The following is a 26,884-nucleotide window of genomic DNA, read 5'->3' as shown; positions in this document are numbered from 1 at the left end:
TTACGGCGATGTCCGTCACCGGGCGAACACATAATTGAGCCAACATATGAATTACGGGAGGTGAACGCCGGTGCGAGTGCCTGTTCCTACGCGGAACGCGGCGGCGAGCAGCGGCTCTGATGCTCGAACAGAGCAGAACACCACCCACCTGTAGCTAACAGGTTCAATTCATACGTCCGAACGCCATTGCGGTGCTCATTCGCCGACCTTCCCTTCTTCGATCCCTGCTTCAAGCTCCTTAACGATCTCACCTGCAAGTTTTGCATTCTCAAGAGCGATTGGAAGTTCAGTTGCACGGACGCTCAGCTTTTTCAGGGCCAATTCAAAATCGGCGATACTCGTGCCGCGAACGGATGCTGCCTCGATCATTTCTAAACGTCCCTCGGCTTCCGAGCGCATTGCACGGGCCTCGTCATTTATCGACCGTATCTTAACAATATCTTTTTCAATTTCCTCTGCGAGTGATATGCCGCTCGATGCCTTCAGGCGCTTGACGTTGCTGAGCCTTCGCCGCATATCCGCCAATTCCCTTTGCGAAGAACGGACGAGGTCCGAAGCGGTCAGCCTTGAGGCCAATGTCTCTCTGTATGCATCAGCAAGCAGCACGTCACTCTTTTCGATCTCTTTCAGCGAACGCCACTCCCTTGAGCGTATCCGCGAACGAAACCACTCAATATCGCTTGCTCGGATACCCTTGGCGGCAAGACGTTGACGCACCGAATCGTAAAGTTCCTTTCGACGATAAAGAAGATATCCGCCGGTTCCGAGTCCTGCGAGAAAGGATAGGATCGTAGCTATCAAGCCGAAGAACAATATTACTGCTGCCGTCGGCGGCGTTGCGGCCGCGACTAGAAACGCCGCCAACGTCAACCCTGCGGGAATGGCGGCAAACACTACAGGTGCGGTCAAAGCACCGGCGAGTTGGCGACGGCCTTTGCGAACAGCATTTCTCAGGTCCGTGTCGCGGTCTATTATCTCCAATGATCTGTCTTCGGCCATCGTCAGAAAGAAAAGGCTTATGTAATCCCAGAAAGTATATTATGATTCAAATGCAGGGTTTGTATATCGCACAATTATGATTAGTTCGCTTTTCAGGCCGTTTTTGGTTCTTTTGGTCGCCGCCACGTTCGGTGCCGCGTTGGCAGCGGCCCAAGGGCCTTCGCCGACGCCAACCCAACAGGTCCGAACCGTTTCTATTCCGATATCGATATTTCTTAAAAAGGAACTCAAACAAGGACAGCCCGAAGAATTCATTCAAGCAGACCGGCTGGTCGTGAAAGAAGACAAACAGGAACAGCAGATCCTTTCGATACGTGCGGTTTCGGATACGCCGCTCTCATTGGCGATCATTATCCAGGACGACCTGACAGACAACATTAACCTGCAGCTCCGCGATATTGCCGAATTTATTCGCCGTCTGCCGAAAGGGAGCCGCGTAATGGTCGGCTATGCTCGCGGCGGGACGCTGATTACGCGTCAAAAATTCACGGATGATCTCGAAAAGGCGGCTGCCTCGGTTCGGATCGTTTCCGGCGTATCGTCCGGCGGATCCGGGCCATATTCCGCCCTTAACAGCGCTCTAAAACGCTTTGAGGCCCTGCCCTACGGAAGGCGCGCCGTCCTTTTGATCTCGGACGGTGTCGATCTCTCTCAAGGCCCGTCGCCCGGCTCGATGGTGCAAACGATCGACCTCGAACGTGCGATAGACCGTGCAAATAAATACGGCGTCGCGGTTTACACCTTCTATTCACCTTCCGCCCTCGGCGGCGGGCCGTTGGCTCTGGTGACGAACGGCGGACAAGGTGCGTTGCTCCGGCTTGCAGGTGACACGGGCGGGCGGGCATTCTTTCAAGGGACAGGTGCTCCGGTAAGCTTTTTGCCGTTCTTCAAAGAGTTGAATGTGCTGCTTGGCAGGCAGTTCCTTCTCACATATCTTTCGACACATCCAAAGAAGGGTTATCACACAGTGGAGGTTACGAGCACGAATCCTGAGGTCAAGATCGAACATCCCAAGGGCTATTACTACCGCTGATCAACCTGTGCGTCCCCCGCATGCCGGACATACCCGCACATCTTCTTTGAACAGCAGCCCTATCCAACACAATGGCAGAAATACGAAAGCGAGTATCGCAAAAGTAACCCATCCGGCAGTTGATATCTTTCTTTGCAGGATCGGCAGAAAAGGCGACATACAGCGTGGGCATCGATAATCATAAGTCATCGTTCCCGGTGAATTGTGCTGCAAATACTCAGTGCCCGGTATTGTTCCGCCCCGAAAGTCAGGTGTTGTCGAGCTGCCGCTCTTGACGGTAAATTCATCGGTTTTCCATGAATAGGGACGCGGAGGCTGCTCTTCGAACTGCGGCCTTAGATGCGGAACGTGTGCCGGCTTTGGAGCGTAGTTGAACTTCGTGCCGCAGAACCGGCAGAAGTTCGCTCCGGGTGTGTTCCCGTTACCGCAATTCAGACACTTTACAAGCATATTGTTAGAAGCGTATCCGCTCGCCGCTGCGTATCGCAGCATATACCGATTCGACCAGTTCGACACTGCGCAAACCATCTAACGAAGTAACCGGCGGCGGCGCTCCGTCAATTATCGAATCGACGAATGCCCTATCTTCCTGAACGTAACCCCAACGCTCCTCCTTCTCGATCATATGAAAGCTGCGGGTCTCAAAATTCGCGTCCGTCCCGCGCGAATCCATCAGCCGCTCCATTTCCTCGGTAACGATGGTGCGGTGATGGCAGAAGGTCTCAATGCGCTCGAAGGGGAAATACCAGCTCGCGTCCGATGACGAAGCGAATGTGCAATGAAAGCCGTTCTTGAACTTAAAAATGATCGAGAACTCATCAAGCTCGGGATACTCGTGCTGTGAACCGTATGCGGTCAGCTCGGCGACCTCGCCGAACTGAAAGCGGATCATATCGAAAAGGTGTATCGTTGTCTCGTACAGAAAGCCGCCCGTAACATTTGTATCGCCCGTCCAAACCGGCATTTTCAGTTCGCCTCGGTTCATCTTTATATGAGCCGAGTGGGCTGCGTCATCTGCAAGCAGGGTCTTCAATGTCTGATAAACCGGCGCAAAACGGCGATTGTGTCCGACCTGAAAGACCTTTGAATGTGCCCCGGCCGCAGATTCGAGCCGCGCTGCATCCTCAATTCCGATCGAGAACGGCTTCTCACAAAAAATATGCTTGTCCGCCGCGATCGCATCAAGTGCGATCTCAGTATGCGTTTTGTTCGGCGTGCAGATGAGCAGTGCGTCGCAATGCTCAAGCAATTCCGCCCGAGATGAACAAACCCTTCCGCCGATCGTGCGTGCCGTTGCATTAGCGCGCTCGGGCACGATGTCGTATAGAGCCGCGATCTCGACGCGCTCATCCTTCGAATGGATGCGGCCATGCACGTTGCCGATATAACCCGTACCGATAATGCCGATGCGTAATTTACTCATTACCAAGTTCCGCCTGCCGCGTATTTTCCGAGGCCGAATGCCCTTTCCGCGGAATCCTTTGCCCGCTTTGACACCTCATACGGATCATCGTCCCAATACTCCGGTCGAAAGATCTCGATACTTGCGGGGCCGTCGTAGCCGATCCCGTCAAGATGCTCCCTGATCTTCGACAAAGGAAGAATACCCAGACCCGGATAGAGCCGTTTAGAATCGTTCAGCTGGCCCTTGGGAAGGTCTTCCGCATCGTTAATGTGCAGGATGAACAGCTTCTTGGCGTCAAGCGCGTCAATCGCCTCGAATGAAGAGTCTCCGGCATAGAAATGAAATGTATCCATAACATTACCGACGCTGTCACGCCCGACAAGCGAAACGATGCGGCTGCTAAGATCGAGGGTTTGTACCGAATTATTTGCCTCGCCGAGGAATTCAAAACCGATCTTAACGCCATACGACTCAGCAATATCCGCAAGTTCGTTAAGAACCCGCACTGATTCGCTAATGGTCTCATCTTCGGCCTTCGGCCCCTGTCGTAAAGCACCGGGGACCGCAAGAACGTATGGGCAGCCGATCGCCGCTGCGATCTCAGATAATTTTGCACATTCTTCCTTGATCGCGGCTTGATCCGCCTCAGAACGCCAAGTTATGTGTTCGAGCGTGTTAATTGACAGAACGCTAACGCCGGTTTCAGCAAGCAGATCCTTCAGGTCTTCCACATTGTGCGACTCAAGGTAGGTATAAAGCTTATTCGAGCGAAGCTCAACAAGCTCAAAACCCGCAGCCGCAGCCGCTCGAATATCGGTTTCGAGGTCCGCTGTCATTGTTGTTGCGCCATTTATCGAGAGTTTCATAGGTCTGCCGAACGGTAAGTTTAGCATGTACGGCCGAACTATTCATAAATGGCGGCAACGTAAACGCGTTGTCCCATACTCTAAACTTCAGGTAAGCTGTTCTCAGTGCTGCTATGACAAGAATTTCATTGCTGATTTTTATTACGATCATCACATTCTCCGGCCTGTTGTTTGCTCAAGCATCGGATGCCTCGCTAAAAGCGGTGATCGAGAAAGATCGATCAAGCCGTACCGCGGACGGTAGGCTCATGACGCTTTCTGCCGCAGAGCATCTAGCCCGCGGCACTGTGTATTTTGATAATCGTTCTTTTCCTGCTGCCCGCGAACACTTTCAGAAGATCGTAGATAATTATCGGAATGATCCTGCGATAAGTTCTGCACTGTTCATGATCGGCCGCTCATTTTATTGGGAACGCAATTACAAGAGCTGCATTCCGATCTTAAGCCGTGTAGCTAATGAATTTCCCGGAACAAAGGACGGCCGCGAGGGTTTGTATTTTCAAGCAAGCTGCAATGTCAGGCTCGGTAAAAATGCGGAGGCGGCACCTTTGTTCGAACGATATGTGACGATGTATCCGACCGGTGAGCGTATCGACGGAGCATATCTGAATGCGATCGACACATTGCGCGAAAGCGGACGGTACGACACTGCTAACGAGTGGGTCGAGCGCACACGCACAAAGTTCAAGGGACAACCTACGGAAACTAATGCGTTGCACGCCCGGCTTCGGATGCAAATATACCGTTCAATGTGGGCCGACGCCGTTGCCACCGCCGCTCTGATGGAAGGACAGGCAAAGTTCCCCGGATCGATCACTACTCTCGATGAAGTGCGTTATCTGAGGGCCTTGGCCCTTGAAAAGCAGGGTTTGAAAGCGGACGCCATATCGATATACGCCGCGCTTGCAGACAAGCAGGCATCGTATTTCGGGTATCTTGCGGGCGATCGAATTTCCAAAGACCGCTCCCGAATAAAGCCGACGGCGCGGGTTCGTGCTTCTGACTATCCGGTGATGTTCCGTGAGGAAGTTCTGCAATACGCGAGGAAAAAGAAACTCGACCCGCGGTTTCTTCTTGCCGTTATGAAGCAGGAGAGTACCTTTCGCCCCGGTGTTAAGTCGCCCTCGGCCGCCCGCGGGCTGCTGCAGCTGGTCATGGACACAGCCTTAAAGTACAGCAAAAAAGCTGGTTACGGCACAATACAGCCCGACGATCTTTACGATCCGCGCATCAATATTGCGATCGGAGCTGAATACATCGCAGACCTTAAGGCGGAGTTCGGCGGAATGTACGAGGCGATAGCGGCAAGCTATAACGGCGGCGAGGACAATGCAGCTCGGTGGCTCGCACGTTCACGGCCAAAGGATCCGGCGATCTTTACATCCGAGGTCGGATTTCCCGAAACCAAGAACTATGTACAGCGAGTTATGACGAATTATTTCAATTATCAGCGTCTATATGATGAAAATCTATCGGCGAAGCGATAATTTGAGCCGACAAGGAGGGACTTTCGATGGCAGGCCAAGATACTGTAAGAGCAATATCGATCAATGATGCACAAAGTTTTGCCGAGGATCCTTTGTATCGGATCATCGGTATCTTTGAAGATCCCGATGCAGGGTTGAATGTCGCGGCCGAATTACAGGCGAATGATTTTGACGCCGAAGATATAAGCCTGTTTTGCGGCATCCCGGGCGAATACGCTTACGATTTCACGGGCGAAGGCCATGGACCGATAGCGAAGTTCTTGCGTCTGTTCCGCAAAATGACCTTTGACCGTGTGATCATGGAGCGTTATCAAAGGGCGCTGCACGAGGGCCATTGCATACTGATGGTTCGTATCCATCACGACCCGAGAAAGCACGAAGCCGGCGCGATAATGAACAAGCACGGTGCCACGCAGGTTGACTATTTCGGCCTCGCGATCACTGAGAACGTGCAGGATAGAACGCCGGAAAAAAGCTACGATCCGGATGCGAGCTTTTAGAGCAGTTCATTCGGCCCAAGCATCTTTCCTGTGCCGTTCGACATGATATCCGCATTCTTCGAGATGCCGCTGCACTTCCAGTGTATGTTCTTCATCGCGGACCTCGAGGATCACTTCAATGCCGACGCGCCCGAGCGGTGCCAGCCAGATCGCCCTCTGGTGGAAGACCTCGATCACGTTGGCTCCGGTCTCGGCAACGTGATTGAGCATTTCAGCGAGCGTTCCTGGCCGATCAAGCACCAATAGCTTGAAGATCACATATCTGCCCTGTCGCACCAGAACCTGCTCAATGATACGAGCAAGGAGATTTCCGTCAATATTGCCGCCGCAGAGCACGGCGCAAACCGCATCGTCCTTCGATATGTTGACCTTACCCGCCAAAACCGCCGCCAGGCCCGCGGCTCCGGCACCTTCGACGACCAAGTGGTCGTTCTGCACACAATGAAAAACTCCAAGGGCGATCTCTTCTTCGGTAACTTCTACGACGTCATCAACGAGCTTGCTGATGATCGGTAGGGTCAATTCGCCCGGACGTTTAACCGCGATACCATCCGCGATCGTCGGCGAATATCCCACCTCGACGGGCTTTCCCGCCGCTAACGATGGCTTGACGGGAGCAACGTTCGCAGCCTGAACGCCGATCATCCGAACATTCGGACGCAATGCCTTGGCAGCGGTCGCGATGCCCGAAATGATCCCGCCGCCGCCGATCGGCACTACTATCACATCGACATCCGGCAGATCCTGCACGATCTCGATACCGATAGTACCTTGCCCCGCAATAACGTCCCAGTCGTCAAATGCGTGAACGTATGTGTAGCCGTGCTCGGCCTGCAGCTCACGCGAGTATGCGACCGCCTCATCAAAAGTGCTGCCTTTGAGTATCACCGATGCCCCAAAGCCGCGTGTCGCGACGACCTTTGTAAGCGGGGCGAACTCGGGCAAGACAATGGTCGATGCAATGCCGTTCAACGTGGCTGCGAGAGCCACGCCTTGAGCATGATTGCCCGCAGATGCAGCGATAACGCCGCGTTTGCGCTCGTCGCCGGTAAGTCTTGATATCTTGTTGAACGCTCCGCGAACCTTGAACGAACCGCTTCGTTGAAGGCATTCCGCCTTCAGATAGACCTTGCCGAACCGCTCGGACAGTTTTCTGTCCTGCAGCATCGGTGTAGCGGTTGCGATTCCGTTCAGCGTTTCACGAGCCTGCTTTATCGATTCGATTCCTATCATTGTAATTGATGCGAATTATAGCAAATATGCGGAAAATGAGGTATATTGAAGTCAAATAAGTTCGGGAGACAGTATGGCAGATATCTTCGGCGTCGGTGTTACTTTGTTCATCTTCTTGGGCATCGCCCTTTTGGTCGTAGCATGGAAGACGATAAAGATCGTTCCGCAGTCCAGCGTTCTTTTGATCGAACGCCTTGGTAAATTCCATCGCGTCGCCGCAAGCGGACTCAACATTATTGTGCCCTTTTTTGAAGCTCCGCGTGCCGTCTATTGGACGAATGTGCGGCCGGGCACGACATTTATCGACCTGCGTGAGCAATTCATCGACCTGCCGCCGCAAAGCGTAATCACGCGCGATAACGTTATGGTCAATGTGGACAGCGTTGTTTATTGGCAGGTAACGGATCCGATCAAAGGCACGTACGAGGTCAACGACCTTGTAGGCTCGATCGTCCAGCTCACATTCACGGGTATGCGCAGCGTGATCGGCAAGCTCGATCTTGATCACACCCTTTCGTCACGCGATCAGATAAATAATGAACTGAGGATGATCCTCGACGAAGCGACGGACAAATGGGGCGTCAAAGTAACCCGTGTCGATATCAAGAACATCACGCCGCCGGAGGATGTCCGCATCACAATGGAAAAACAAATGACTGCCGAGCGAAACCGCCGCGCTCTCGTCCTGCAGGCCGAGGGTGATAAGCAGGCTGCCATCGCCAGAGCTGAAGGTGAGAAGCAGGCCGCCGTCACACGTGCTGAGGGAGAAAAACAATCGGCGATCCTCAGTGCTGAAGGTGCGGCACAAGCACGTTTGACATCGGCATCGGCAGAAGCGGCGGCTATCCAGCAGATAGCCGGATCTATCGGCGATCGCGGCCAGACCGCACAATATCTGATCACAATGCGGTATGTCGATTCGCTCCGTGATATGGCTCGCACGCAAAATTCCAAAGTCATATTCATGCCGACGGAAACCAGCGGAGTCCTTTCAAGCGTCGGAGCTTTCAAAGAGATCTTTTCTGAGACCGGCGAGCGTACGGACGATCGACCGTCGTCACCGCGCAATCCGCGTGAACTTGGTAAATAACGGCGTTATGAAAAGATCTGTTATTGTTTTGGCCTTGGCTGCGGCCGTGATACTTGTTGGCGTGTTCGCAGCTTCGATTATTAAGAATGATGTTGCTGCTGCGGGCGGATCCGTTCTCGATTTTTCTATGCGGGACATCGACGGAAAAACGGTAAAGATGGATCGTTACAAGGGGAATGTACTGCTCATTGTAAACGTTGCAAGCAAATGCGGTTACACGCCGCAATACGAGGCTCTCCAGTCGATCTTCAAGAAGTATGAGGGGCAGGGATTCTATGTCCTAGGATTCCCCGCAAATAATTTCGGCGGACAGGAACCGGGCAGCAACGCTGAGATCAAGGAATTCTGCGAATCAAAGTACATGGTCACCTTCCCGATGTTCGCCAAAATATCGGTTAAGGGCGACGATATCGATCCATTCTATAAATTTCTTACAAGTGCCGAGACAAACCCAAAATTTGCCGGTGATATAACTTGGAACTTCAATAAATTCCTTGTCGATCGTGAAGGCCGCGTTGTCGCACGTTTTGATTCAAAGGACAAACCGGACGGCGATGCAGTCGTCACCGCAATAGAAAAATATCTCAAAGAGAAATAGCTACACGCCGGTAACGCGCTATTCTATAATGATAACGATTGGGGCGATCGCTCTTTGGTCGCCCTTTTAAGTTTTGTCGGATGAAGAAGATCCTGCTAATCGTCTTTGCTCTCATGGCCTTGCTTGTTGCGTCGGCCGGCGCGGCCGCATACTGGGTCGCCTCGTCTGTTAACATGCAGACCGAACACTCGCACGCGGCTGAATACATAAAGATCGACAAGGGCTCAACCCCTCGGCAGATCATTAACCAACTTTCCGCTGCGGGGATCATTGCCGATCCGACCGCCGCTTCGATCTATTTGCGATTCGCAGGCGACAGCAGCAAACTGCAAGCCGGTGAATTTCAATTCCCGTCACCCATCTCCGCCGCGCAGGTGTTCAAATTACTAGAAAAAGGTCAGGAGCAGACAATAAAACTAACGATCCCCGAAGGCTTTACGCGGTTTGACATCGCAAAGCGTATGCTCGAAAAGTTGCCGCACGATAATTCGTTGAACGAATCAGCTCTCATTGACCTGATGAACGACACGAGCATGATCAAGGATATCGCTCCGACCGCGAGCAACCTAGAAGGCTATTTGTATCCGACAACGTACAACGTGCCCCGCGATGCAAAGCCTCAGGAAGTGGTAAAAATGATGGTCGAGCAATTTCGCAAGTTTTGGAAGCCCGAATGGGCGGCCCGTGCAGCTTCAATGAACCGCACGCCGCATCAGATCGTTACCATTGCTTCGCTCATTGAGACCGAAACCGGCGTAGAAAGCGAACGTCCGATCGTCGCCGGCGTTATAAACAACCGACTCGTCCGTAATATCCCGCTCGGAATTGATCAGACCAATGTCTATATCGCAAAAATGCTCGGGCGGTGGGATGGAGTAATAAACAAAAGCGATCTCGAGGTCGATTCTCCGTATAATACGCGTATCAAGGTCGGGCTGCCGCCGGGCCCGATATCGTCCGTAACCGAAAGCTCTATCAAAGCCGCCTTGAACCCTGATGTGAATAACTACTTGTTCTACGTTAGGAATGTTGACCTAAACGACGGCAGTCATTGGTTTTACAGCTCAGCCGCGGACTTTGAAAAAGGTAAGGTAAAGTATCAACTGTGGCTGGAGCGGCAACGAAAGGAGATGCGCGCCAACCAGGCCAACACTCAATGATCAAATTGCTCGCTCTCGACCTCGACGGTACTACATTGAATTCGGCGGGCGTCGTATCCGACCGTAATAAACAAGCTATCAAAGCGGCAGAGCGCGAGGGCATCCTCGTAACGATAGCAACAGGCCGAAGGTTCCGTGACGCACGCCCGGTCGGTATCGAGCTTGAACTTAATGCCCCGCTGGTAACGCATAACGGCGCTCTGCTTAAATATGCACAGACAGGCGAGATCGTTGCCGGCAGCCTTCTTACTCACGAAACGGCGCTTGAGGTCGTGGAGAAAGGGAAATTCTACGGAGGAGATGCGCTTGTGAGCGTTGATCCGAATGGAGCCGGCACCTTACTCTACGATCGCGTTTCACGAGATAACACACCGTTAAAAGAATACCTGCGGTGGGCAGAGGGCTTCCATGGCGCTGAGATCGGCCGCGAAGGTGTCGTTCATGTAGGTCTGCTCGAAGATGCATTGGCAGAGCATGATGTTATCCACATTTCATTCTCCGGAACCTGCTCCAACATGGAGCAGCTTAGGCACCTGCTCGGTCGCGAACTCGGTGCATCCGTCACGCTGCTTGCGACGATCTATCCGCGCTTGAACTTTACCTTACTCGATATTTTGCCCGAGGCTGCGTCAAAGGGGCACGGCGTTGCAGAGTTGGCAAAGCGGGTCGGCATCAGCGCCGACGAGGTGATGTGTATCGGCGACAACTACAATGATATTGAAATGCTTGAATTCGCGGGCATCGGCGTCGTGATGGGAAACGCGGCGAGCGATTTGCTCCGTCGCCCGGAATTTTATACAACATTAAGTAATGATGATAACGGCGTGGCGTCTGCGATCAACCGTTTCATCTTTAACAAGGAGATGTCATAAGTGGCTAATAGAATTGCAGTTATAGAAACTAACAAAGGCACGATCAAGTTCGAATTGCTTGAGGACGATGCACCGAAAACGACGGAGAATTTTCGCCTGCTCGCCGGAAAGAACTATTACGACGGCGTTATTTTTCACCGCGTCATACCGAACTTTATGATCCAGGGCGGCGATCCGCTCGGCATGGGTTACGGAGGCGAATCTGCATGGGGCGGCAAGTTCGACGATGAGATCGATAGAGCATCCGACCTTTATCAAGGCCCATACTCTAAAGGAACCGTTGCAATGGCCAATGCAGGCCCTCACACGAACGGTTCACAGTTCTTCATAATGCATGTCGATTATCCGTTGCCGCCAAGCTATTCAAAATTCGGCAGGGTTACCGAAGGGCAGGATGTCGTGAACACGATCGCGGGCGTTGACCGCGACCCTAACGATAAGCCTCTGGAGCCGGTCGTGATGGAACGCGTGTACATCGTCGAGCCCGAGTGAGAGCAGTGGTCCAGCGCGTCTCGCGTGCAAAGGTCATGGTCGATGGCGAGATCGTCGGCAAGATCGACAAAGGCCTGCTCGTCCTGCTTGGCGTTGCTCAGACAGATACATCTGCCGATGCCGACTATTTGGCGGATAAGATAGTCAACCTTCGGATCTTTGACGACTCGAACGGAAAGATGGAACTTTCACTCCTTGACACGAAAAACTCGATGCTTGTGGTCTCGCAGTTCACGTTGTACGGGGATACACGCCGCGGCCGGCGTCCTTCGTACATAAGGGCTGCCGGGCCGGAACGAGCTAACGAACTCTACGAATATTTCACCGATCGGGCTCGTACCTATTGTCCATCGGTTCAAACCGGACGCTTTCAAGCAATGATGGATGTCGAACTCGTCAACGACGGCCCTGTTACCATATTGCTGGACAGCGAGAGGTCTATCTGATCTTATGAGAAAGCTCCTGTTAATATTTTTACTGGCCCTTGCGGCAGTATCGTTCGGATGCAATTCCGGCAGCGGAAAAAGTTCAACATCAGCGGGATCGCCTGCCATCAAGAAGGATGTGCAACCCGTTGGCGACCCGGAGATCGCGGTCATCGAAATGGAGCAGCCGGTTTACGGCACCATCAAGATCGAACTTTATTCGAATATTGCGCCGAAAATGGTTGCCCGTTTCAAGGAACTCGCAAAAGAGGGCGTTTATGACGGCGTAACCTGGCACCGCGTCAATCAATCCGTGATCCAATCGGGCGATCCGCTTTCAAAGGACAACGATCCGTCGAACGACGGTACGGGTAAGTCGAACAAGCCTAATGTCGAGGCCGAATTCAGTGATATTCCCTATGACACCGGCATTGTCGGTGCCGCACGCGGAAGCGATAACAACTCGGCAAATTCGCAGTTCTTTATAACTCTGAAGCGCGAGCCGGGATTTGACCAGCGTTACACGATCTTCGGCAAGGTCATTGACGGAATGAACAACGTGCGTACGATCGCGGGCGTCCAACCCAAAGAAGGCGAACGGCCCGTCGAACCCATTCGCATAAGGTCGATCAGGATCGAACCGCGAAATTAGAAGCATTGACCTATTTGACCGTCAATTTCGCGTAGTTTAGAGTAGTTTTGTATTCGTTTTCTACGCTCGCGTAGCTCAGTGGATAGAGCGCTTCCCTCCGGAGGAAGAAGTCGCAGGTTCGACTCCTGCCGCGAGTATTCCAGTTTGCAGGATAGGCTGTTTCTTCAGACAGCCTATTTTTGCACCTTCATCAGCGGACCTTCAGCATCGGGTCGCCAAGTACGACCCACGAATACCGTACATCGGTGCCGTACTGGACAGCGTTCTTTGCGTCACGCACAAGGTCGCCGAACCGCGATATCTGGCCTAAGCCTATCTGCTGGTAGAATCGCAAGCCCATTTCACGCTGCTTGTCCGGCGTTGTCTTTCCGGTCGATGCCCAAGCCATCGGCCCGCCGCCGCTATTCGGACCGCCCGCACTACCGTGTTTCACAAGTTTTTCGGATAATGAATCATAGTACGGACTCATAAAATAACCGTTAAGGCATGTCAGCATAACGAATAACGACTGTTGCGCGCCGTTATTCACCTGCGGTTCCGGACGGTTCGGATCCATATTATAGACCCCGAAGAAAGCAAGGTTGTACCATGCCCCGCTTGTCCCGTGGCCGGAATAATTGACGACATAGTGTCCTTGGTTGATCTCATTAATGACGGTCGTGCTCGAATTCGGGGCAAGGCGGTCCACCCATGACGCGGGCATGCTTTGCGGTAATTGATTCCGAAGTTCCTGGCTCATGTAATGGAAGTCATAGCCATTCGGCTCATCATAAACAAAAAGTGCTCCCCGGCCGATGTCCTGCATCGCCGGCGTTTCGAACGCGATCGTTTTGTTCAATAGAAACGTTACGATCGCGCCCGTCTTTGCGGGGATCCTGCCGATGGCCATCTCGGCGAGGCCGTCACCGTCAAAATCAACAAGGGCATCGTCGCTTCCCGTTTCCATATAGGTTGTATCAACCATTCTGGACGGCACAAGATTCTGATAGCCGTAGCCCTCATAATTTCGCGAATCAAAGCTTGCGTCTCCAAGCAAAAGGACATATTGCGGTGCGGTCGCCCAGTGATCTTTGGCATAACTCAGAAAATCTTTGATGGACTTTGAACTCAGGATACCGTAGTTGAATTCATCATAAACATCGGCTACGTCCACGACCTTTACGGTAAAGCCTTGTCCGCGCCGATAATTCGCCCAACTTTCAGCCTCGGCCATAAAGTCCGAGTACGCGATGATAACGAGGTCGGCTGCATTCGAGTTCGACGTCAGCGACGACGCGTAATTTGGGGTTACCGATTGTGGAGTAAGTATTCCGGGTTCCGATACCGCATAGTACACGCGGCCGCGATAAGGCGGCAGTTGGACATCAAAGGTTTGTCCGTTCTGGACGATATTCAAATTCGTTACTTCACTAGTCTCAGCAACGCTTGTAACATCAAAAAGGCGAATATTCGGCGACGTGAAACCGGTAAGGACAGCTCGCCGATTGCCGAGCGTGTAGAACGAGAGCACATTCTGGTCGGCTGCTTGCTTACGCGCATATCCGATCCTAACAGTGTCAAAAAAGGTAAAATCGCTTGCTCCTGCGGTTGCCTTGACATTCAGGACATTCGCCCCCTCGCTCATCCAATCTGTTGGGATATTATAACTGCTGCTAAATGCGGATTGTCCGAAACCCTGAGCCGTACCGACCGAATGTCCGTTGAGCGTGATCTGTACTCCGTGCGGCACTTGTGTGTATCCCATGAATGAGATGTCGAACGTGCTAATCGGCGATGTAAGATCGATGCCGGTAATGTTCAAATTGATATTCACGCCTGCGGAACTGAAAATATCGCCCCAATAATTCTCGGCGTCGCCGTTCAGGATATCGTAAATATAGTTTTTGCGTGATCTAAAAACGAACTCCTGCTGATAATTCTGCTGAATTACCGGCGCGGCCGTAGGCCGAGCGATGCGTGTTGGCATTCGCTTGCCGTTCACGGCCCCGACACTCAAAAAATACATTGAGATATCGCTCTCCACCGTATCGATCGCTCTGCCGAAAAACTCGATATACTGGCCGGAAGGCGCAACATAGATCGCCTGTTCAACACCGCGAAGATATAATTGCCATTTTGCCGGATCAGTTTCAACATCAAAGCCCGCCGCCGCGAGCGAGGCCGCGGACACTCTGTAAAGTCCGTCTTTCTTGACACCGATCTTCACGCCCGCTTGCGACGCAAGCAGACGCTGCACACGCGGGTTCTGCGTCCGATCGGTCGTTGATGATAAGTCGCGCAATTCTTGGGGCAGAACAAGCTGTGAAGAGGTCAAACGTCCATTCGCATCCGATCTGGGCGTCATATCGATACCTAACGAACTGACAGAACCGGCAAGATCAGCTACATACGCGGCGTTTGTCCTGGCTCCCTCAGAAAAATTACCGTCGCGGGTCAAAGCGCGCACTTCGTATGAGTCGCCAAGTACACCCTCCGGATCGAAAAAGCCGCGAGCAGCCTTTGAGTTGACGATCGGCTCATGGGTCAAGAGCTTTGCTGCACCGGCACGGATCCTATAAACTTCGTAGCCGATATAGGAGCCGATGCCGTCCGTTTCCCATCCGATCCACGCTCCGCTATCGCTCACAAATGCTTGAACGACGATCGGCGACCGCTCCCGGAGAACGGGCGAGATAGTTTTTGTACGAGATCTATTCTGCTGTGCAAATGAAGCGGGTACGAAAAGAAAGGCCAATATGACAAGGCCCGCGATGAACGTTTTCATATCATCCTCCCGGTATAATGAACGCGCGCAGCATCCGCAATGGAAGCTATAAGAAATTTACATTGTTTGGCAAAAAAAGCCAAGAAATATCTTTCCGGCGACGGACCGATCAGTGGGAGTTACTTAACCTACGCCCTGTACGATACTTATTCTGAACCACTGACCAACTGTTTAAGAACGAATGGCAGTATGCCGCCGGCCTTGTAATAATCGATCTCGATCGGCGTATCGATACGCAGCCTTAGCGGCACCTCTTGAGTTGACCCGTCGCTTCTTCGGATCGTAAGCAACAGATCTTGCCGGGGCCTGATAGTATCGCCGGAAATGCCGGTAATATCGTACGTTTCCGTACCGTCAAGGCCGATCGACTCTGCAGAAGTACCGTCCTTGAATTGAAGCGGCAGAACGCCCATTCCGACCAAGTTCGAACGGTGGATACGCTCAAAACTCTCTGCAATGACCGCCTTCACGCCCATCAAAGCCGTTCCCTTCGCTGCCCAATCGCGCGAACTTCCCGTGCCGTACTCCTTGCCCGCGAAGATCACCAGCGGCGTCGCTTCTTGCTTATAGAGCATAGCGGCGTCGTAGATCGACATTTCGGCACTGTCAGGCTGATGTTTTGTAAAGCCGCCCTCGACCGGTGAGACCATCCTATTCTTGATCCGAACGTTGGCAAACGTACCGCGAAGCATCACCCGATCATTACCGCGGCGAGAACCGTATGAGTTGAAGTCCTTCGGCTCGACGCCGAGGCTCTGAAGATATTTACCGGCGGGCGAATCGGACTTGATAGCACCTGCAGGTGAGATATGATCCGTCGTCACCGAGTCGCCAAAGACCGCTAACGCCCTGGCCTCCTTGATGTCGGCGATGGCTTCTGCCCCTTTGCCAAAGTTCTCGAAATACGGAGGCTCCTGAATATACGTTGAATCGGCATCCCAATGGTAAGTCTCGCCGGTAGAAGAAGTTATCTCATTCCAAAGCGGATTCTTATCCGCGAATGCGGAATACATCTTACGATATTTTTCCGCATCATACGCCACTGAAAGAATGTTCTTCACTTCGTCGAGCGACGGCCAGATATCCTTCAGATATACGTCGTTTCCGTCGCTTCCCTTGCCGAGAGGCTCGTTGTAGAGGTCGGTCCGGATCGTTCCTGCAAGCGCAAAAGCAACGACAAGTGGCGGCGACATCAAAAAATTAGCCTTGATGTTCTGATGCACGCGCGCCTCGAAGTTTCTGTTTCCCGAAAGCACCGATGCGGCAATGACGTCGTTAGCGACCACTTCTTCCTCGATCGCAGGATCGAGCGGGCCCGAATTGCCGATGCAGGTAGTGCATCCGTAGCCGACGAGTTCAAAGCCAAGCGTGTCCAAATACTTCTGCAGTCCGGTCTTCTCCAAATATTCTGTTACGACACGCGAACCCGGAGCAAGCGAGGTCTTTACATAGGGCGGCACTTTCAAGCCTTTCTCAACCGCATTCTTCGCCAAAAGTCCGGCTGCAAGCATAACTGCGGGATTCGAAGTGTTGGTGCATGACGTGATCGCCGCTATCAGCACATCGCCATGGCCGACCGTCATACCCGGGCCTGCTGTTTCGATCTCAGTATGATCGACACAGTTCGGCGTCGGCCGGTTGTTCATCATTTCAAATTCCGTAAGCGTGCTTGTATTCTTTGTTGAAACGCCGTTGCTAACCGGCGTTGGAGCTGTCCGCGAGCTTTGCTCACCGCCGCCCTCGATACACCCCAGAGATCCGGGGCGATCCTTCAAGGCGAACCGGTCGCCAAGATGATCCTCATCTTTACCAAAGCCGCCGTCAGTGATCGGCTTTGCGAAAAGCTCCTCGAATTTTGCCTCAAGGTTGGGCAGTTCGATCCGGTCTTGCGGCCGCCGAGGGCCGGCCACAGCCGGTACGATAGTGCTGAGGTCAAGTTCAACGACGGAGGAGTAATCAACTTCACCGCTCTTTGGCAGCCCGAACATTTCCTGTGCCTCGTAATACCGGCGAATCGTCTCGATGTGTTCGTCGCTGCGGCCGGTATTAGCAAAATAATCGAGCGTTTTGCCGTCAACGCCGAAGAATCCCATTGTGGCCCCGTACTCCGGCGACATATTCGCGATGGTGGCGCGGTCGGTCGCATTCAGAGCCGCAGCGCCTTCGCCGAAAAACTCGACGAATTTACCGACGACATTGGCCTTCCGCAGCATTTCAGTAATACGAAGAACGAGGTCCGTGGCAGTTGCGGCCTGTGGCAATTCGCCCGTAAGGTGCACGCCTACGACGTCCGGCGTCAGGAAATACACCGGCTGGCCGAGCATTCCGGCTTCGGCTTCGATGCCGCCGACGCCCCACCCAACAATGCCGAGCCCGTTGATCATTGTTGTGTGCGAATCGGTCCCGACAAGGCTGTCGGGAAAGTAAACGCCGTCACGCTCGAACACGCCCTTTGCAAGGTATTCGAGATTAACCTGATGGACGATACCAATTCCCGGCGGTATAACGCTAAAGCCATTGAAAGCCTGCATACCCCATTTAAGGAAACGATACCGTTGCTCATTCCGTTTGAACTCGATCTCCATATTTCGCTCGAAGGCGGCATTATTTCCTGCGTAATCGACCTGAACGCTGTGGTCGATCACGAGGTCAACAGGCACGAGCGGCTCGATGACACCTACATCTTTACCGAGGCGGGCCACAGCGGTCCGCATCGCAGCGAGATCCACAAGGAGCGGAACGCCGGTAAAATCCTGCAATATGACGCGGGCGACGACAAACGGTATCTCTTCGGTGCGATCGCCGTTCGCCTGCCATGCAGCAAGTGCCCGTATATTTGCTTCACTGACCCTTTGCCCTTCGTCGAAGTTCCTCAGAACACTCTCAAGAACGATCCTGACAGAGATCGGAAGGCGTGATATCTTGCCAAGGCCGGCGGCCTCAAGCGCAGGCAGCGAATAATACGAACCTTCCGAACCGTCACCCGTTGTGAAGCTCCGTCTGGAATCAAAGATCGAATGTTTCATAGCAAAATTTAACGAACTCCTAAGAGCTATTATAAGTCGGCGAGCGTTCAATTCCCAAAATGCCCCATTGCGTACTGCTTTGACAGCCGTATTGATCGAATTTATACTCTTGTTTCGATATGCGGCGCCTTCGTCTATCGGTTAGGACGCAAGATTCTCAATCTTGAAAGACGGGTTCAATTCCCGTAGGCGCTGCCACTTCCCTCTCTAGGACGCAAAGGCCGTCCAATGCCTTTGACCCACAGCAATGATAGTTACGACCGGATTCGAAATAGAAGGGCGACAGATCGCTGAATATCAGGGAGTTGTTCGCGGGATAGTAGTACGCGCGACCGGCATCGGCCGCGGCATAATAGGCGGCCTTAAGTCGTTAGCGGGCGGCAATATCGAGGAATGGGCTCATGTCTGCGAGCACGCCCGAATGGAGGCATTCAATCGAATGGTTGCTCACGCTCATGAAATAGGTGCCGATGCAGTGATCGGTATGCGCTACGACGCCACCGAGTTTTCGCAGGCTGCGACGGAAGTACTTGCGTACGGCACGGCGGTCAAACTTCGCTGAGCGAACGGCCTTTTCTATGTGATGCCAGTATCTCGAAAACAGATGCGGGCCGCCGGCACTCCTTTGTGAATTCGAATATTCCTGCGGAACGCCTCACTTTGCCGTCTGAAGATCTAAGAGTTACATCGTTGACCGTTCTGATCGAGAATGGCCGGGAATCGATAACAGTGCGCGGCTCCAGCCTGAGTATCATTCCTTCGCTCTCATACTCGATAAACGCGGGATAGCGCAATCCGTACATACTAAGTCTTTTTCTGCACCGAACGCTTTTCAGAATGTGTTCCACGGCCGTTTCGTCGGCAACGCACAGTGCAAATGCCGTGTCCGGCATCGAATCGATAACTGCGGTTCTGTCAACAAAATGCACACAACCGGTAAACCTGGGCGGTTCGGACGCATGTTTCAGCGAAAAGGAATGCCAGCCCGTGCCGCGAAATTGAAAGACCTTTTCACGCCCCCTCGCCCTACGCACTATTTTCCCCGTAACATCGGCTCTCGGTGTCGCGACGTTAAGAGCACCGATGCCGTCGATCACATCGCTTTCAACTGCGAGCCACTCAAAGTGTGCCGTGATGTCGCCAAGCGCGGTCGAAAGGTCAAGCTCGACCAGATATCCGCCGCCATACTCGACATCATCCGAGTTAAAACGGCTCCGGCCAAAAACGCAACCGCGCTCGCTAACCTCGACTGCAGTTCCCGCCAATTCGCAATACGAACGAGCGCGCGCATGGCCTTTGACGGAATATACGAGTTCGACAACAGGTGATAAGGCTTTGTCGCCGAGCGGATCGATGAAACTGATGCAGAGTGCCTCACTGCCGTCATCCGAAACAGCATTGAACGTCCAGATCCGAGCGGAATACCACTCAGGCACCTGTATGCGTTGGGCCGCCGCTATGTTCGAAATGAAATGCACTTCCCTGACCGCTCCGTATCGGTTGTAGCTGCTTCGTCCAGTAGAATCGCAAAATCAATAGCGTGAAGCAACTGTAACAGTGTTAGAATCGACGACTGATGGGAGCAGTGATCGAGCATTTCGACAAAGCGTTTCGCAGCATTGATCAACGTTCGCGCTCGTTGATAGAAGCCGTGCCTTTTGAGATGTTATTCCGACGCCCCGCAAATGATAGGCGTCTTTACGCGACATCTTCAGTCGGCGAATGTGTTCTCCGCTCAGCCGCCATGGTCGAAATGACCTTCGGCGGCATCACGACAAGGCTTTGGGATGATCCCTTTGAGTGGACCCTTCCCGAAAAACTTTCGACCAAGGATGCGATAAATGAGTACCTCGACGAAACCGAAGCAACACGCCGGAAAGGATTCGGCTACTTTATGGCCGACGACGACCTCCTGCGAGCGATACCCTCACCGGTCGCGCTTCGCTCAGTTCTTGAGATATTCCTTGACACGCTTGCACGGTCCGAACACTATCAGGGCAAGGCGACGGCGATATTTGAGATATTGACCGGACGGTCATTGGGCAGACGATAGCTGTGGTGTTTCGCCGTGTGAACTTTTTCTGATATGTTTCGTTCTATCCTATTGACCGACCGTTTTGATCCGGAGTGATTTTATTGTGCACTGTCCAAGCTGCGGCCAACATCAGCTATCGAATGAAGTGAGGTTTTGCTCACGCTGCGGAATGCCGCTTACCGTTGTCTCGGAGCTGATCCGCAACGGCGGACGGCTGCCTCAGCCTACCGAAACGGCTCAGACAGCCGGCAAAAGGCCTTTCTTTTCAAAGCGGAACGGCTTGGTGTTCGGCGGATTTTGGTTCATCTTTTTTACACTTTTTATGACCTCATGCCTTGGGATACTCGGAGCACCGGAGGAATTGATAGGCTTGATAGCGGTCATTGGCGTTTTCGGGACAATGCTGATAATGCTCGCATCGATCTTTCTCCTGCCGACCTCGAAACGAGTGATGCCGAACACGGGTGAATCTGCCATGCCTGAGGCCGGAGATGTTGCGGCGGCGCTTCCGCCGGCACACTCAATACCTGTGGATCTTTATGGTGCGCCGAAAACCGGTAATTGGCGGGATGATGATCTTCGTGATCCGGGCAGCGTTACCGAAGCAACGACCAGGGCGTTACACATCGAGGACGGCCCTCAATAGCCCAACGCACAGCCGTCACCCCGCGAATCGACCGCACCCAGACGAACACCCTTATCGTCTATCATTATTGCAGTTCCCGACGCGACATAGCCCGGCCCGGTGAGTTTGTGGCCGAACGCCGAAAGCACCTTTTGCGTATCGGTTGATATCTCCGGTTCGAACAAAAGATCGTCCGGCATCCACTGATGATGGATACGCGGTGCATCGATCGCGGCCTGAATATCGAGGCCGTGATCGATAACATTCACAACCGTCTGCAGAACAGCTGAGATGATGCGCGGGCCGCCGCGTGCACCGAGAGCGAACCAGACCGAGCCGTCCTTCTTCAGAACGATCGTCGGTGTCATTGACGAAAGAGGCCTCTTTCTACCTTCCACTTTGTTGCGTTCGCCTTGGATAAGCCCGAACATATTCGCCTTTCCGGGTTGCGCGGCAAAATCATCCATCTCATCATTCATCAGGATGCCGGTTCCCTTGATCGTTACACGGGAGCCGTAAAGATCGTTGATGGTGTAGGTATTGGTAACGACAGATCCGTCCTTATCGATTACGGTAAAGTGTGTAGTGTCGTTCGATTCATGCCCCGCAACGCGGCCTGCTCCTATCTTGCGGCTGTCCGAAGCACGAAGAGGGTCGATATCCTCGCCTCGGCTAACCGCGTACTTCTTGTCGGTCAAGCCTGCCGTCGGGACATCCGAAAAGTCGGGGTCACCCATATATTCCGCTCGATCGGCAAATGCCCGGCGTTCGACTTCCGCGATCAGGTGATACTTAGCCGCGGAATTATAACCGAGGGGCTTGAGATCGAATTTTTCAAGCATATTCAGCGTTTCAAGCAGCACAATGCCGCCCGAACTCGGCGGCGGCATCGATATGATGTCATATCCGCGATATGTACCTTTGAGCGGTTCGCGCTCTTTGGCGGTGTAATTCTTGAGGTCTTCCAGTGTTATCAACCCGCCGTTCGCCTTCATGTCGGCGGCGATCGCCCTTGCGGTCTCGCCGGTATAGAACTCACGGGCACCGAACTGCCCGATCCGCGCCAGCGTAAGAGCGAGTTCGGGCTGCCGCAAAACATCGCCTTCTTTGAAGTACTCGCCGTCGCGCAGGAAGATGCGGCGGCTTTCCGGATATTTCGCAAGCGTGTCCTTGTATGAGATGAAGAGCCGAGCAAGCCTGTCGCTTAAAACAAATCCGTCGCGGGCAAGCTTGCGTGCCGGCTCGACAAGCTCCTGCCAAGACACGCGGCCCGATCCGTATTTGCGAAAGGCAAGTTCAAAACCCGCAAGAGTTCCCGGCACACCTGATGCACGATATCCTACCGTCGATCCGCCCTCGCCGATTATCAAGTTGCCGTTGCCATCGATGAAAAGATCGCGGGTCGCCGCGGCGGGTGCCATTTCACGGTAGTCGATCGCGTGGGTTGCCCCTTTGGCATCGCGAATAAGCATGAAACCGCCGCCGCCGATGTTGCCGGCCTCGGGATATACCACGGCAAGAGCGATGCCGACCGCGATCGCCGCATCAACAGCGTTCCCGCCCTTTTTCAGAATATCCACACCGATCGCCGATGCGAGTTCATGCTGCGATGTGACGATCGCATGCTGGCCGCGAACGGGTGCGGGCGATGCCGCACGTACGCCAACCGCAATAGTCAGTATTGCAATGCCGGTGAGTGCTCTTATCTTCATTTGCATACGCGTATAGTAGCAAAAGCTGCGACATGCCGAAACTGCCGGCCTCAATGGTTGATCACATCGGCACGTCAGAAGATCTGAAGCACCGGCCGGTCGCAGTTGGCTTAGCAAAAGAAAACGCGATATATTCAGAAAGCACGCATTCTGGCGCAGCACCAATGACTGACGACGGTAGTAGAAAATATGAACGTGGCACGCTTTTTTCCGAAAAAGTTCGCGCAAAGTCTGCGCCGTGGCACGTCGCGCATCCGTCGCTCCCTTCAAGAGTATAGGCTTTACTCATATCTTGCCGTTCTGGGCCCCGGCCTCATCGCCGCCGCGGCCGGTGATGAGGTAAGCGGCATTGCGACCTATTCGTCCGCCGGTGCCGATTACGGTTATACGCTTCTGTGGACATTCGTCCCGATGACGATCTTCTTCATCGTTGCACAGGAAATGTGCGTCCGAATGGGTGTCGTGACCGGGCAAGGCCTTGCAGATCTGATCCGCGAACAATTCGGCGTCAGATGGACGGCTCTGGTGATGCTTGCATTGTTGTTCGCCAATTTCGGCATAATAATCGCCGAATTTATCGGTATAGCACAAGCCTCGATGATCTTCGGGATCCCGAGCTACCTGACCGTTCCGCTGACAGCGATAGGAATTTGGTGGCTGGTTGTTCGCGGAACCCCAAAACGTGTAGAGAAGGTCTTTCTCTTGATGTCTCTCGTATTTTTAGCGTATGTGATCGCCGCATTCGCTGCCAAGCCCGATTGGGGCACGATAGGGCAAGAGATGCTTCGGCCGACCTTTCACCTTGATTCAGGTTACCTGTTCACTGTCATGGCACTGATCGGAACGACCATTACGCCCTTTATGCAGATCTATGTCCAAAGCGGCGTTGTCGAGAAAGGCCTCGATAAAGAAGACCTCGGCCTGGCAAGGGCCGATGCTATCGTCGGAGTCATTTTCGCGAATCTGATCGCGGCGTTCATCCTGATCTCGACCGCCGCGACGCTTCATAGCCGCGGAGTTCATATCGAAACGGCGGCAGATGCGGCACAGGCTCTCGTTCCCGTGGTCGGACAGTTTGCCGAATATCTATTCGGCGTCGGGCTTTTTGGTGCAGCGATGCTTGCAATGGGCGTGCTTCCGCTTGCTACGGCGTACAGCCTCAGCGAAGCCCTGGGATTTGAGAAGGGTATCTCACGATCATTTCGGGAGGCTCCGATCTTTCTCGGCATTTTTACGGCACTGATAATCCTCGGAGCCGTTGTCGCTCTCATTCCGAACGTGCCGCAGTTCAAACTTCTGCTTTGGACGCAATGCATAAACGGCCTTCTCCTGCCTGTTTTGCTTATTGCGATCGTACTTCTCGCAAACAGGAGCGACCTTATGGGTGAATACCGCAACCGCTTTATTCACAACGTCTTCGCCTTTGGAACGACAAGTGTCGTCTCGATATTGTCGCTGTTGTTGATTGGCAAGACACTTGCTGATATGTTTTAGCCACGGATGGCGTTCACCCTGATCTACAAAAAAGCTATTTCGACGGGTACTGTAATTGCATTCGCCGGTTCATTGCTCATTCTGGGAGCAATATTTCATACGGCGCTGCGCGAGATCTTCACTGCGACGATGTCCGCCGGCGTTTTTGAAACGGTGGTCAAGGTCGCGAGGATCATCCTATCGATGGTGATCGTCATCGCGATCGTAAGATTCCTTGCATTTCTCCTTCAGCAAGCAGCCGCCAAGCGTTCCGCAGGCGCTGAGGCAACGTCGCTGCTGAAGACCGTTCTCTCGATAATCGTTTACATAATCGCGTTCTTTGTGATCTTTCAGACGCAATACCCTGATGTATCGCTTGCGCCCCTCTTTACAGGTTCGACGATACTCGGTATAGTCGTCGGCCTTGCTCTGCAGGATACGCTCGGGAATTTGTTCGCGGGCATTGCGATGCAGGCGGACCAGCCATTTCAGCTCGGCGATATGCTTACCATTCCTAATCGCGGTTCGGGCGTCGTTGAGAGCATTTCATGGCGCGGCGTAAAATTGCGCACCCTTCAAAATAAACTATATGTGATCAGCAACTCCGTTCTTGGAAAAGAAAGTTTCGAGGTAGCACCCAGGAATAATTTGAACGCCCGCGTAATAACGTTCACTGCTCCTTACGGCGTTTCGCCGGCAAAAGTAACGCAGGTCGTTCGTGATGCCATTCGCGGTGCCGAAAATGTCTCGCCCGCAAAGCCGCCTGTGATCCGCATTCAAGACCTTGCCGACAGCTGGATAGTATGGGAGGTTAAGGTTTGGCTCGAAGACTATATTCGTTTCAGTGACACTGACGCGTTGATCCGTGAAAGGGTACTTTATGCGTTCCAGCGTGAAGGCATCGACTTTCCTTTCCCAACGCGCATCATCTATAACCAAGCCAATGCCGTTGAAGAAACTCCGGAAAAAGCCGCAGATGCGGCAAGTGATCGCCTTCGACGCATCCCGATCTTTGGCCCGCTCTCCGAAAGTGAGATCGACCGGCTTGCTGCTGCTTCAAAGAATCATATCTACGCGCGCGGCGAGGTCATCGTCCGCTCAGGCACCGAAGGAAACTCTATGTTCGTGATCAGCCGCGGCCGCATCGCCGTTCAGGTGGTTGATAACGGTAAAAGAAAGACGGTAAACGAACTTATTGAGAATGACTTCTTTGGTGAAATGAGTCTTCTTACCGGCCAGCCCCGGACCGCTGATATTGTTGCGTTAGCCGAAACTGAGGTGATCCAGATACGGCGTTCGGCCCTGAAACCCATTCTCGAGCAGAATCCTCTTCTCGTTCAATCTATCACCGATATCATCGCCGAACGAAAAGAGATGCTTCAAGAAATGGCATCAGGATCGGATCCCGATCCGGTCGAGTCCAAGAAAGGGATGCTTCGGTCTATCAGGAAACTTTTCGGATTGCGCTCGGCATAAGAAAGGCCGGATCGAACACGACCCGGCCGAACATCTTTTCCCGTCGTCAAGCTGATATTATCATTCAGGCGTTTCCTGATCATCCTGTCCGTCGGTCGATGCTTCAGTAGCATTATCCTGCTTCGAGGCTTCCGGTTGTTTGAACGCTTCCTTGATGTCCTGACCCAGTTTACGGCCCAACTCGGCAAGAGTATCGCCAACCTTGTCCATTGCCTCTTTTGGCGACGCCATAAAATAATCAACGGTCTCGCTGAGAGTTACGGCCTCCATTTTCAGCAGCTGAGAATACTTCTCACCCAACGGCAATGCCTCAAAATCAGCTTTGATATCTTTTGTTGCGGATCTCGTCTCCTCGTTGCTCATCACATCTCCTCCGTCCTCTCCGGTACCAAACATCGAATACGCCCGGCGGGAGCAGAAAGTTCCCGCCACTTAATGGCCGATCGATGACCGAACTTTCACACGCGGCTGAGCTCCGGGCGGGGTAACGGTCGCTTTCACCTCGGCTTTGCGGCAATCCCCGCAAATTCCCCACAGACGTAAACTGTGATGTGTCGGCCTAAAGCCATGGGCCTCCGCTACCTGATCCTGAAGATCCTCGATCTCAGGCGAGACAAATTCAACGACCGTTCCGCATTCGGTGCAGATCAAGTGGTCGTGATGTGCATGATTGAAGTGATGTTCGTAATATGTGCGGTTATCACCAAAATGAACTTCCCTCGCAAGGCCCGCCTCGGTAAGGAGTTTCAACGTTCTGTAAACGGTCGTGTGGCCTATCGAGGCATCTTCCTTCTGAACCAGCCAATGCAAAGCATCTATTGTCAGATGCTCCTCTGTCTTAAGGAATATCTCCATTATCAGCTCACGCTGACTCGTGCGGCGAAGTCCCAGCGAACGAATGTACTCTCGAAAAATACTCCGCTCCTGCTCAAATCGATCTTTTGACTTCCGTGCCGCCATG

At 53.1% G+C, this 26,884-nt stretch carries 26 protein-coding genes and 2 tRNA genes; 17 read left to right on the top strand and 11 right to left on the bottom strand.

Translation table 11 applies throughout. The annotated features are described in order from the left end of the window. Positions 1-195: 195 nt before the first annotated feature. Positions 196-999, bottom strand: a complete 804-nt coding sequence (locus HS105_07125) for a hypothetical protein (GenBank protein MBE7516363.1) — start codon at positions 997-999, stop codon at positions 196-198. 76 nt (positions 1,000-1,075) lie between these two features. Here HS105_07125 and HS105_07120 point away from each other — a divergent pair, with 76 nt between their 5' ends. Beyond that, positions 1,076-2,032: a hypothetical protein gene (locus HS105_07120; protein MBE7516362.1), complete on the top strand. Its 957-nt coding sequence runs from the start codon at positions 1,076-1,078 to the stop codon at positions 2,030-2,032. Here the strand turns inward: HS105_07120 and HS105_07115 are convergent, their stop codons facing one another. Genes HS105_07115 through HS105_07105 form a run of 3 tightly spaced genes read right to left on the bottom strand, consistent with a single transcriptional unit; the run spans position 2,033 to position 4,273 of the window. Beyond that, the gene (locus HS105_07115; GenBank protein ID MBE7516361.1) at positions 2,033-2,482 is read right to left on the bottom strand and encodes a zinc ribbon domain-containing protein; all 450 of its coding nucleotides are present in this window, start codon (positions 2,480-2,482) and stop codon (positions 2,033-2,035) included. It abuts the gene before it with no gap. Positions 2,483-2,486: 4 nt separating this feature from the next. Continuing rightward, positions 2,487-3,455 (bottom strand): Gfo/Idh/MocA family oxidoreductase, encoded by a 969-nt coding sequence (locus tag HS105_07110; GenBank protein ID MBE7516360.1) that lies wholly within the window; start codon positions 3,453-3,455, stop codon positions 2,487-2,489. Further along, positions 3,455-4,273, bottom strand: a complete 819-nt coding sequence (locus HS105_07105) for a sugar phosphate isomerase/epimerase (GenBank protein MBE7516359.1) — start codon at positions 4,271-4,273, stop codon at positions 3,455-3,457. The genes HS105_07110 and HS105_07105 overlap by 1 nt, the downstream gene beginning before the upstream one ends. Before the next feature lie 143 nt (positions 4,274-4,416). Here HS105_07105 and HS105_07100 point away from each other — a divergent pair, with 143 nt between their 5' ends. Both HS105_07100 and HS105_07095 read left to right on the top strand, forming a co-directional pair. Then, the gene (locus HS105_07100; protein ID MBE7516358.1) at positions 4,417-5,790 is read left to right on the top strand and encodes a transglycosylase SLT domain-containing protein; all 1,374 of its coding nucleotides are present in this window, start codon (positions 4,417-4,419) and stop codon (positions 5,788-5,790) included. A gap of 26 nt (positions 5,791-5,816) precedes the next feature. Next, a complete protein-coding gene (locus HS105_07095; protein MBE7516357.1) occupies positions 5,817-6,290 on the top strand; it encodes a hypothetical protein in 474 nt (157 codons plus the stop codon). Positions 6,291-6,296: 6 nt separating this feature from the next. On the opposite strand, the gene HS105_07090 is transcribed toward HS105_07095, so the two are convergent. Further along, entirely contained in the window at positions 6,297-7,523 is a 1,227-nt protein-coding gene (locus tag HS105_07090; GenBank protein ID MBE7516356.1) for a threonine ammonia-lyase, read from the bottom strand. Positions 7,524-7,605: 82 nt separating this feature from the next. Between HS105_07090 and HS105_07085 the strand changes: the two genes are divergently transcribed. From HS105_07085 to HS105_07050, 8 genes are all read left to right on the top strand, one after another. Beyond that, positions 7,606-8,613: an SPFH/Band 7/PHB domain protein gene (locus tag HS105_07085; GenBank protein MBE7516355.1), complete on the top strand. Its 1,008-nt coding sequence runs from the start codon at positions 7,606-7,608 to the stop codon at positions 8,611-8,613. Between the two features lie 7 nt (positions 8,614-8,620). After that, complete coding sequence (locus tag HS105_07080) at positions 8,621-9,211, top strand: glutathione peroxidase (protein ID MBE7516354.1); 591 nt, start codon at positions 8,621-8,623, stop codon at positions 9,209-9,211. Positions 9,212-9,291: 80 nt separating this feature from the next. Continuing rightward, the gene (mltG, locus tag HS105_07075; protein ID MBE7516353.1) at positions 9,292-10,371 is read left to right on the top strand and encodes an endolytic transglycosylase MltG; all 1,080 of its coding nucleotides are present in this window, start codon (positions 9,292-9,294) and stop codon (positions 10,369-10,371) included. After that, complete coding sequence (locus HS105_07070) at positions 10,368-11,243, top strand: HAD family phosphatase (GenBank protein ID MBE7516352.1); 876 nt, start codon at positions 10,368-10,370, stop codon at positions 11,241-11,243. The genes mltG and HS105_07070 overlap by 4 nt, the downstream gene beginning before the upstream one ends. Further along, complete coding sequence (locus HS105_07065; GenBank protein ID MBE7516351.1) at positions 11,244-11,735, top strand: peptidylprolyl isomerase; 492 nt, start codon at positions 11,244-11,246, stop codon at positions 11,733-11,735. Further along, positions 11,732-12,181, top strand: coding sequence for a D-tyrosyl-tRNA(Tyr) deacylase (locus HS105_07060; protein MBE7516350.1), 450 nt, complete (start codon positions 11,732-11,734; stop codon positions 12,179-12,181). Before HS105_07065 ends, HS105_07060 begins: the two co-directional genes overlap by 4 nt. Before the next feature lie 4 nt (positions 12,182-12,185). Then, complete coding sequence (locus tag HS105_07055) at positions 12,186-12,812, top strand: peptidylprolyl isomerase (protein ID MBE7516349.1); 627 nt, start codon at positions 12,186-12,188, stop codon at positions 12,810-12,812. Positions 12,813-12,876: 64 nt separating this feature from the next. Further along, positions 12,877-12,949 (top strand) — tRNA-Arg (locus tag HS105_07050). 53 nt (positions 12,950-13,002) lie between these two features. Here the strand turns inward: HS105_07050 and HS105_07045 are convergent. Further along, a complete protein-coding gene (locus HS105_07045; protein MBE7516348.1) occupies positions 13,003-15,576 on the bottom strand; it encodes a hypothetical protein in 2,574 nt (857 codons plus the stop codon). Positions 15,577-15,722: 146 nt separating this feature from the next. After that, positions 15,723-18,602, bottom strand: coding sequence for an aconitate hydratase (locus tag HS105_07040; GenBank protein ID MBE7516347.1), 2,880 nt, complete (start codon positions 18,600-18,602; stop codon positions 15,723-15,725). Positions 18,603-18,725: 123 nt separating this feature from the next. Between HS105_07040 and HS105_07035 the strand changes: the two genes are divergently transcribed. Next, positions 18,726-18,800 (top strand) — tRNA-Glu (locus HS105_07035). Between the two features lie 49 nt (positions 18,801-18,849). Next, the gene (locus HS105_07030) at positions 18,850-19,164 is read left to right on the top strand and encodes a YbjQ family protein (protein MBE7516346.1); all 315 of its coding nucleotides are present in this window, start codon (positions 18,850-18,852) and stop codon (positions 19,162-19,164) included. On the opposite strand, the gene HS105_07025 is transcribed toward HS105_07030, so the two are convergent. Beyond that, positions 19,151-20,080, bottom strand: coding sequence for a hypothetical protein (locus tag HS105_07025; GenBank protein MBE7516345.1), 930 nt, complete (start codon positions 20,078-20,080; stop codon positions 19,151-19,153). The genes HS105_07030 and HS105_07025 overlap by 14 nt on opposite strands. 98 nt (positions 20,081-20,178) lie before the next feature. Here HS105_07025 and HS105_07020 point away from each other — a divergent pair, with 98 nt between their 5' ends. Together HS105_07020 and HS105_07015 are read left to right on the top strand one after the other, a co-directional pair. Then, positions 20,179-20,655: a hypothetical protein gene (locus HS105_07020; protein MBE7516344.1), complete on the top strand. Its 477-nt coding sequence runs from the start codon at positions 20,179-20,181 to the stop codon at positions 20,653-20,655. 151 nt (positions 20,656-20,806) lie between these two features. After that, positions 20,807-21,283: a hypothetical protein gene (locus HS105_07015; GenBank protein MBE7516343.1), complete on the top strand. Its 477-nt coding sequence runs from the start codon at positions 20,807-20,809 to the stop codon at positions 21,281-21,283. On the opposite strand, the gene ggt is transcribed toward HS105_07015, so the two are convergent. Then, entirely contained in the window at positions 21,277-22,980 is a 1,704-nt protein-coding gene (gene ggt, locus HS105_07010; protein ID MBE7516342.1) for a gamma-glutamyltransferase, read from the bottom strand. The two genes, HS105_07015 and ggt, sit on opposite strands and share 7 nt — an antisense overlap. Positions 22,981-23,163: 183 nt before the next feature. On the opposite strand from ggt, the gene HS105_07005 reads away from it, so the two are divergent. Beyond that, positions 23,164-24,468 (top strand): divalent metal cation transporter, encoded by a 1,305-nt coding sequence (locus HS105_07005; GenBank protein MBE7516341.1) that lies wholly within the window; start codon positions 23,164-23,166, stop codon positions 24,466-24,468. A gap of 6 nt (positions 24,469-24,474) precedes the next feature. Then, positions 24,475-25,923 (top strand): mechanosensitive ion channel, encoded by a 1,449-nt coding sequence (locus tag HS105_07000; GenBank protein ID MBE7516340.1) that lies wholly within the window; start codon positions 24,475-24,477, stop codon positions 25,921-25,923. Between the two features lie 60 nt (positions 25,924-25,983). Here the strand turns inward: HS105_07000 and HS105_06995 are convergent, their stop codons facing one another. Beyond that, positions 25,984-26,286: a hypothetical protein gene (locus HS105_06995; GenBank protein MBE7516339.1), complete on the bottom strand. Its 303-nt coding sequence runs from the start codon at positions 26,284-26,286 to the stop codon at positions 25,984-25,986. Positions 26,287-26,355: 69 nt separating this feature from the next. Next, the gene (locus HS105_06990; GenBank protein MBE7516338.1) at positions 26,356-26,883 is read right to left on the bottom strand and encodes a transcriptional repressor; all 528 of its coding nucleotides are present in this window, start codon (positions 26,881-26,883) and stop codon (positions 26,356-26,358) included. Position 26,884 lies beyond the last annotated feature (1 nt).

It is taken from the genome of Chloracidobacterium sp. (assembly GCA_015075585.1).
GTDB lineage: Bacteria > Acidobacteriota > Blastocatellia > Pyrinomonadales > Pyrinomonadaceae > OLB17.
The sequence above is the reverse complement of the archived record's forward strand: the minus strand, read 5'-3'. Positions and strand labels throughout refer to the sequence as shown.

Coding starts and splice junctions, on each gene's coding strand:
- HS105_07125 (MBE7516363.1), bottom strand. CDS start 999: ATGGCCGAAGACAGATCATTGGAGATAATAGACCGCGACACGGACCTG.
- HS105_07120 (MBE7516362.1), top strand. CDS start 1,076: ATGATTAGTTCGCTTTTCAGGCCGTTTTTGGTTCTTTTGGTCGCCGCC.
- HS105_07115 (MBE7516361.1), bottom strand. CDS start 2,482: ATGCTTGTAAAGTGTCTGAATTGCGGTAACGGGAACACACCCGGAGCG.
- HS105_07110 (MBE7516360.1), bottom strand. CDS start 3,455: ATGAGTAAATTACGCATCGGCATTATCGGTACGGGTTATATCGGCAAC.
- HS105_07105 (MBE7516359.1), bottom strand. CDS start 4,273: ATGACAGCGGACCTCGAAACCGATATTCGAGCGGCTGCGGCTGCGGGT.
- HS105_07100 (MBE7516358.1), top strand. CDS start 4,417: ATGACAAGAATTTCATTGCTGATTTTTATTACGATCATCACATTCTCC.
- HS105_07095 (MBE7516357.1), top strand. CDS start 5,817: ATGGCAGGCCAAGATACTGTAAGAGCAATATCGATCAATGATGCACAA.
- HS105_07090 (MBE7516356.1), bottom strand. CDS start 7,523: ATGATAGGAATCGAATCGATAAAGCAGGCTCGTGAAACGCTGAACGGA.
- HS105_07080 (MBE7516354.1), top strand. CDS start 8,621: ATGAAAAGATCTGTTATTGTTTTGGCCTTGGCTGCGGCCGTGATACTT.
- mltG (MBE7516353.1), top strand. CDS start 9,292: ATGAAGAAGATCCTGCTAATCGTCTTTGCTCTCATGGCCTTGCTTGTT.
- HS105_07070 (MBE7516352.1), top strand. CDS start 10,368: ATGATCAAATTGCTCGCTCTCGACCTCGACGGTACTACATTGAATTCG.
- HS105_07055 (MBE7516349.1), top strand. CDS start 12,186: ATGAGAAAGCTCCTGTTAATATTTTTACTGGCCCTTGCGGCAGTATCG.
- HS105_07045 (MBE7516348.1), bottom strand. CDS start 15,576: ATGAAAACGTTCATCGCGGGCCTTGTCATATTGGCCTTTCTTTTCGTA.
- HS105_07040 (MBE7516347.1), bottom strand. CDS start 18,602: ATGAAACATTCGATCTTTGATTCCAGACGGAGCTTCACAACGGGTGAC.
- HS105_07030 (MBE7516346.1), top strand. CDS start 18,850: ATGATAGTTACGACCGGATTCGAAATAGAAGGGCGACAGATCGCTGAA.
- HS105_07020 (MBE7516344.1), top strand. CDS start 20,179: ATGGGAGCAGTGATCGAGCATTTCGACAAAGCGTTTCGCAGCATTGAT.
- HS105_07015 (MBE7516343.1), top strand. CDS start 20,807: ATGCCGCTTACCGTTGTCTCGGAGCTGATCCGCAACGGCGGACGGCTG.
- ggt (MBE7516342.1), bottom strand. CDS start 22,980: ATGCAAATGAAGATAAGAGCACTCACCGGCATTGCAATACTGACTATT.
- HS105_07005 (MBE7516341.1), top strand. CDS start 23,164: ATGAACGTGGCACGCTTTTTTCCGAAAAAGTTCGCGCAAAGTCTGCGC.
- HS105_07000 (MBE7516340.1), top strand. CDS start 24,475: ATGGCGTTCACCCTGATCTACAAAAAAGCTATTTCGACGGGTACTGTA.
- HS105_06995 (MBE7516339.1), bottom strand. CDS start 26,286: ATGAGCAACGAGGAGACGAGATCCGCAACAAAAGATATCAAAGCTGAT.
- HS105_06990 (MBE7516338.1), bottom strand. CDS start 26,883: ATGGCGGCACGGAAGTCAAAAGATCGATTTGAGCAGGAGCGGAGTATT.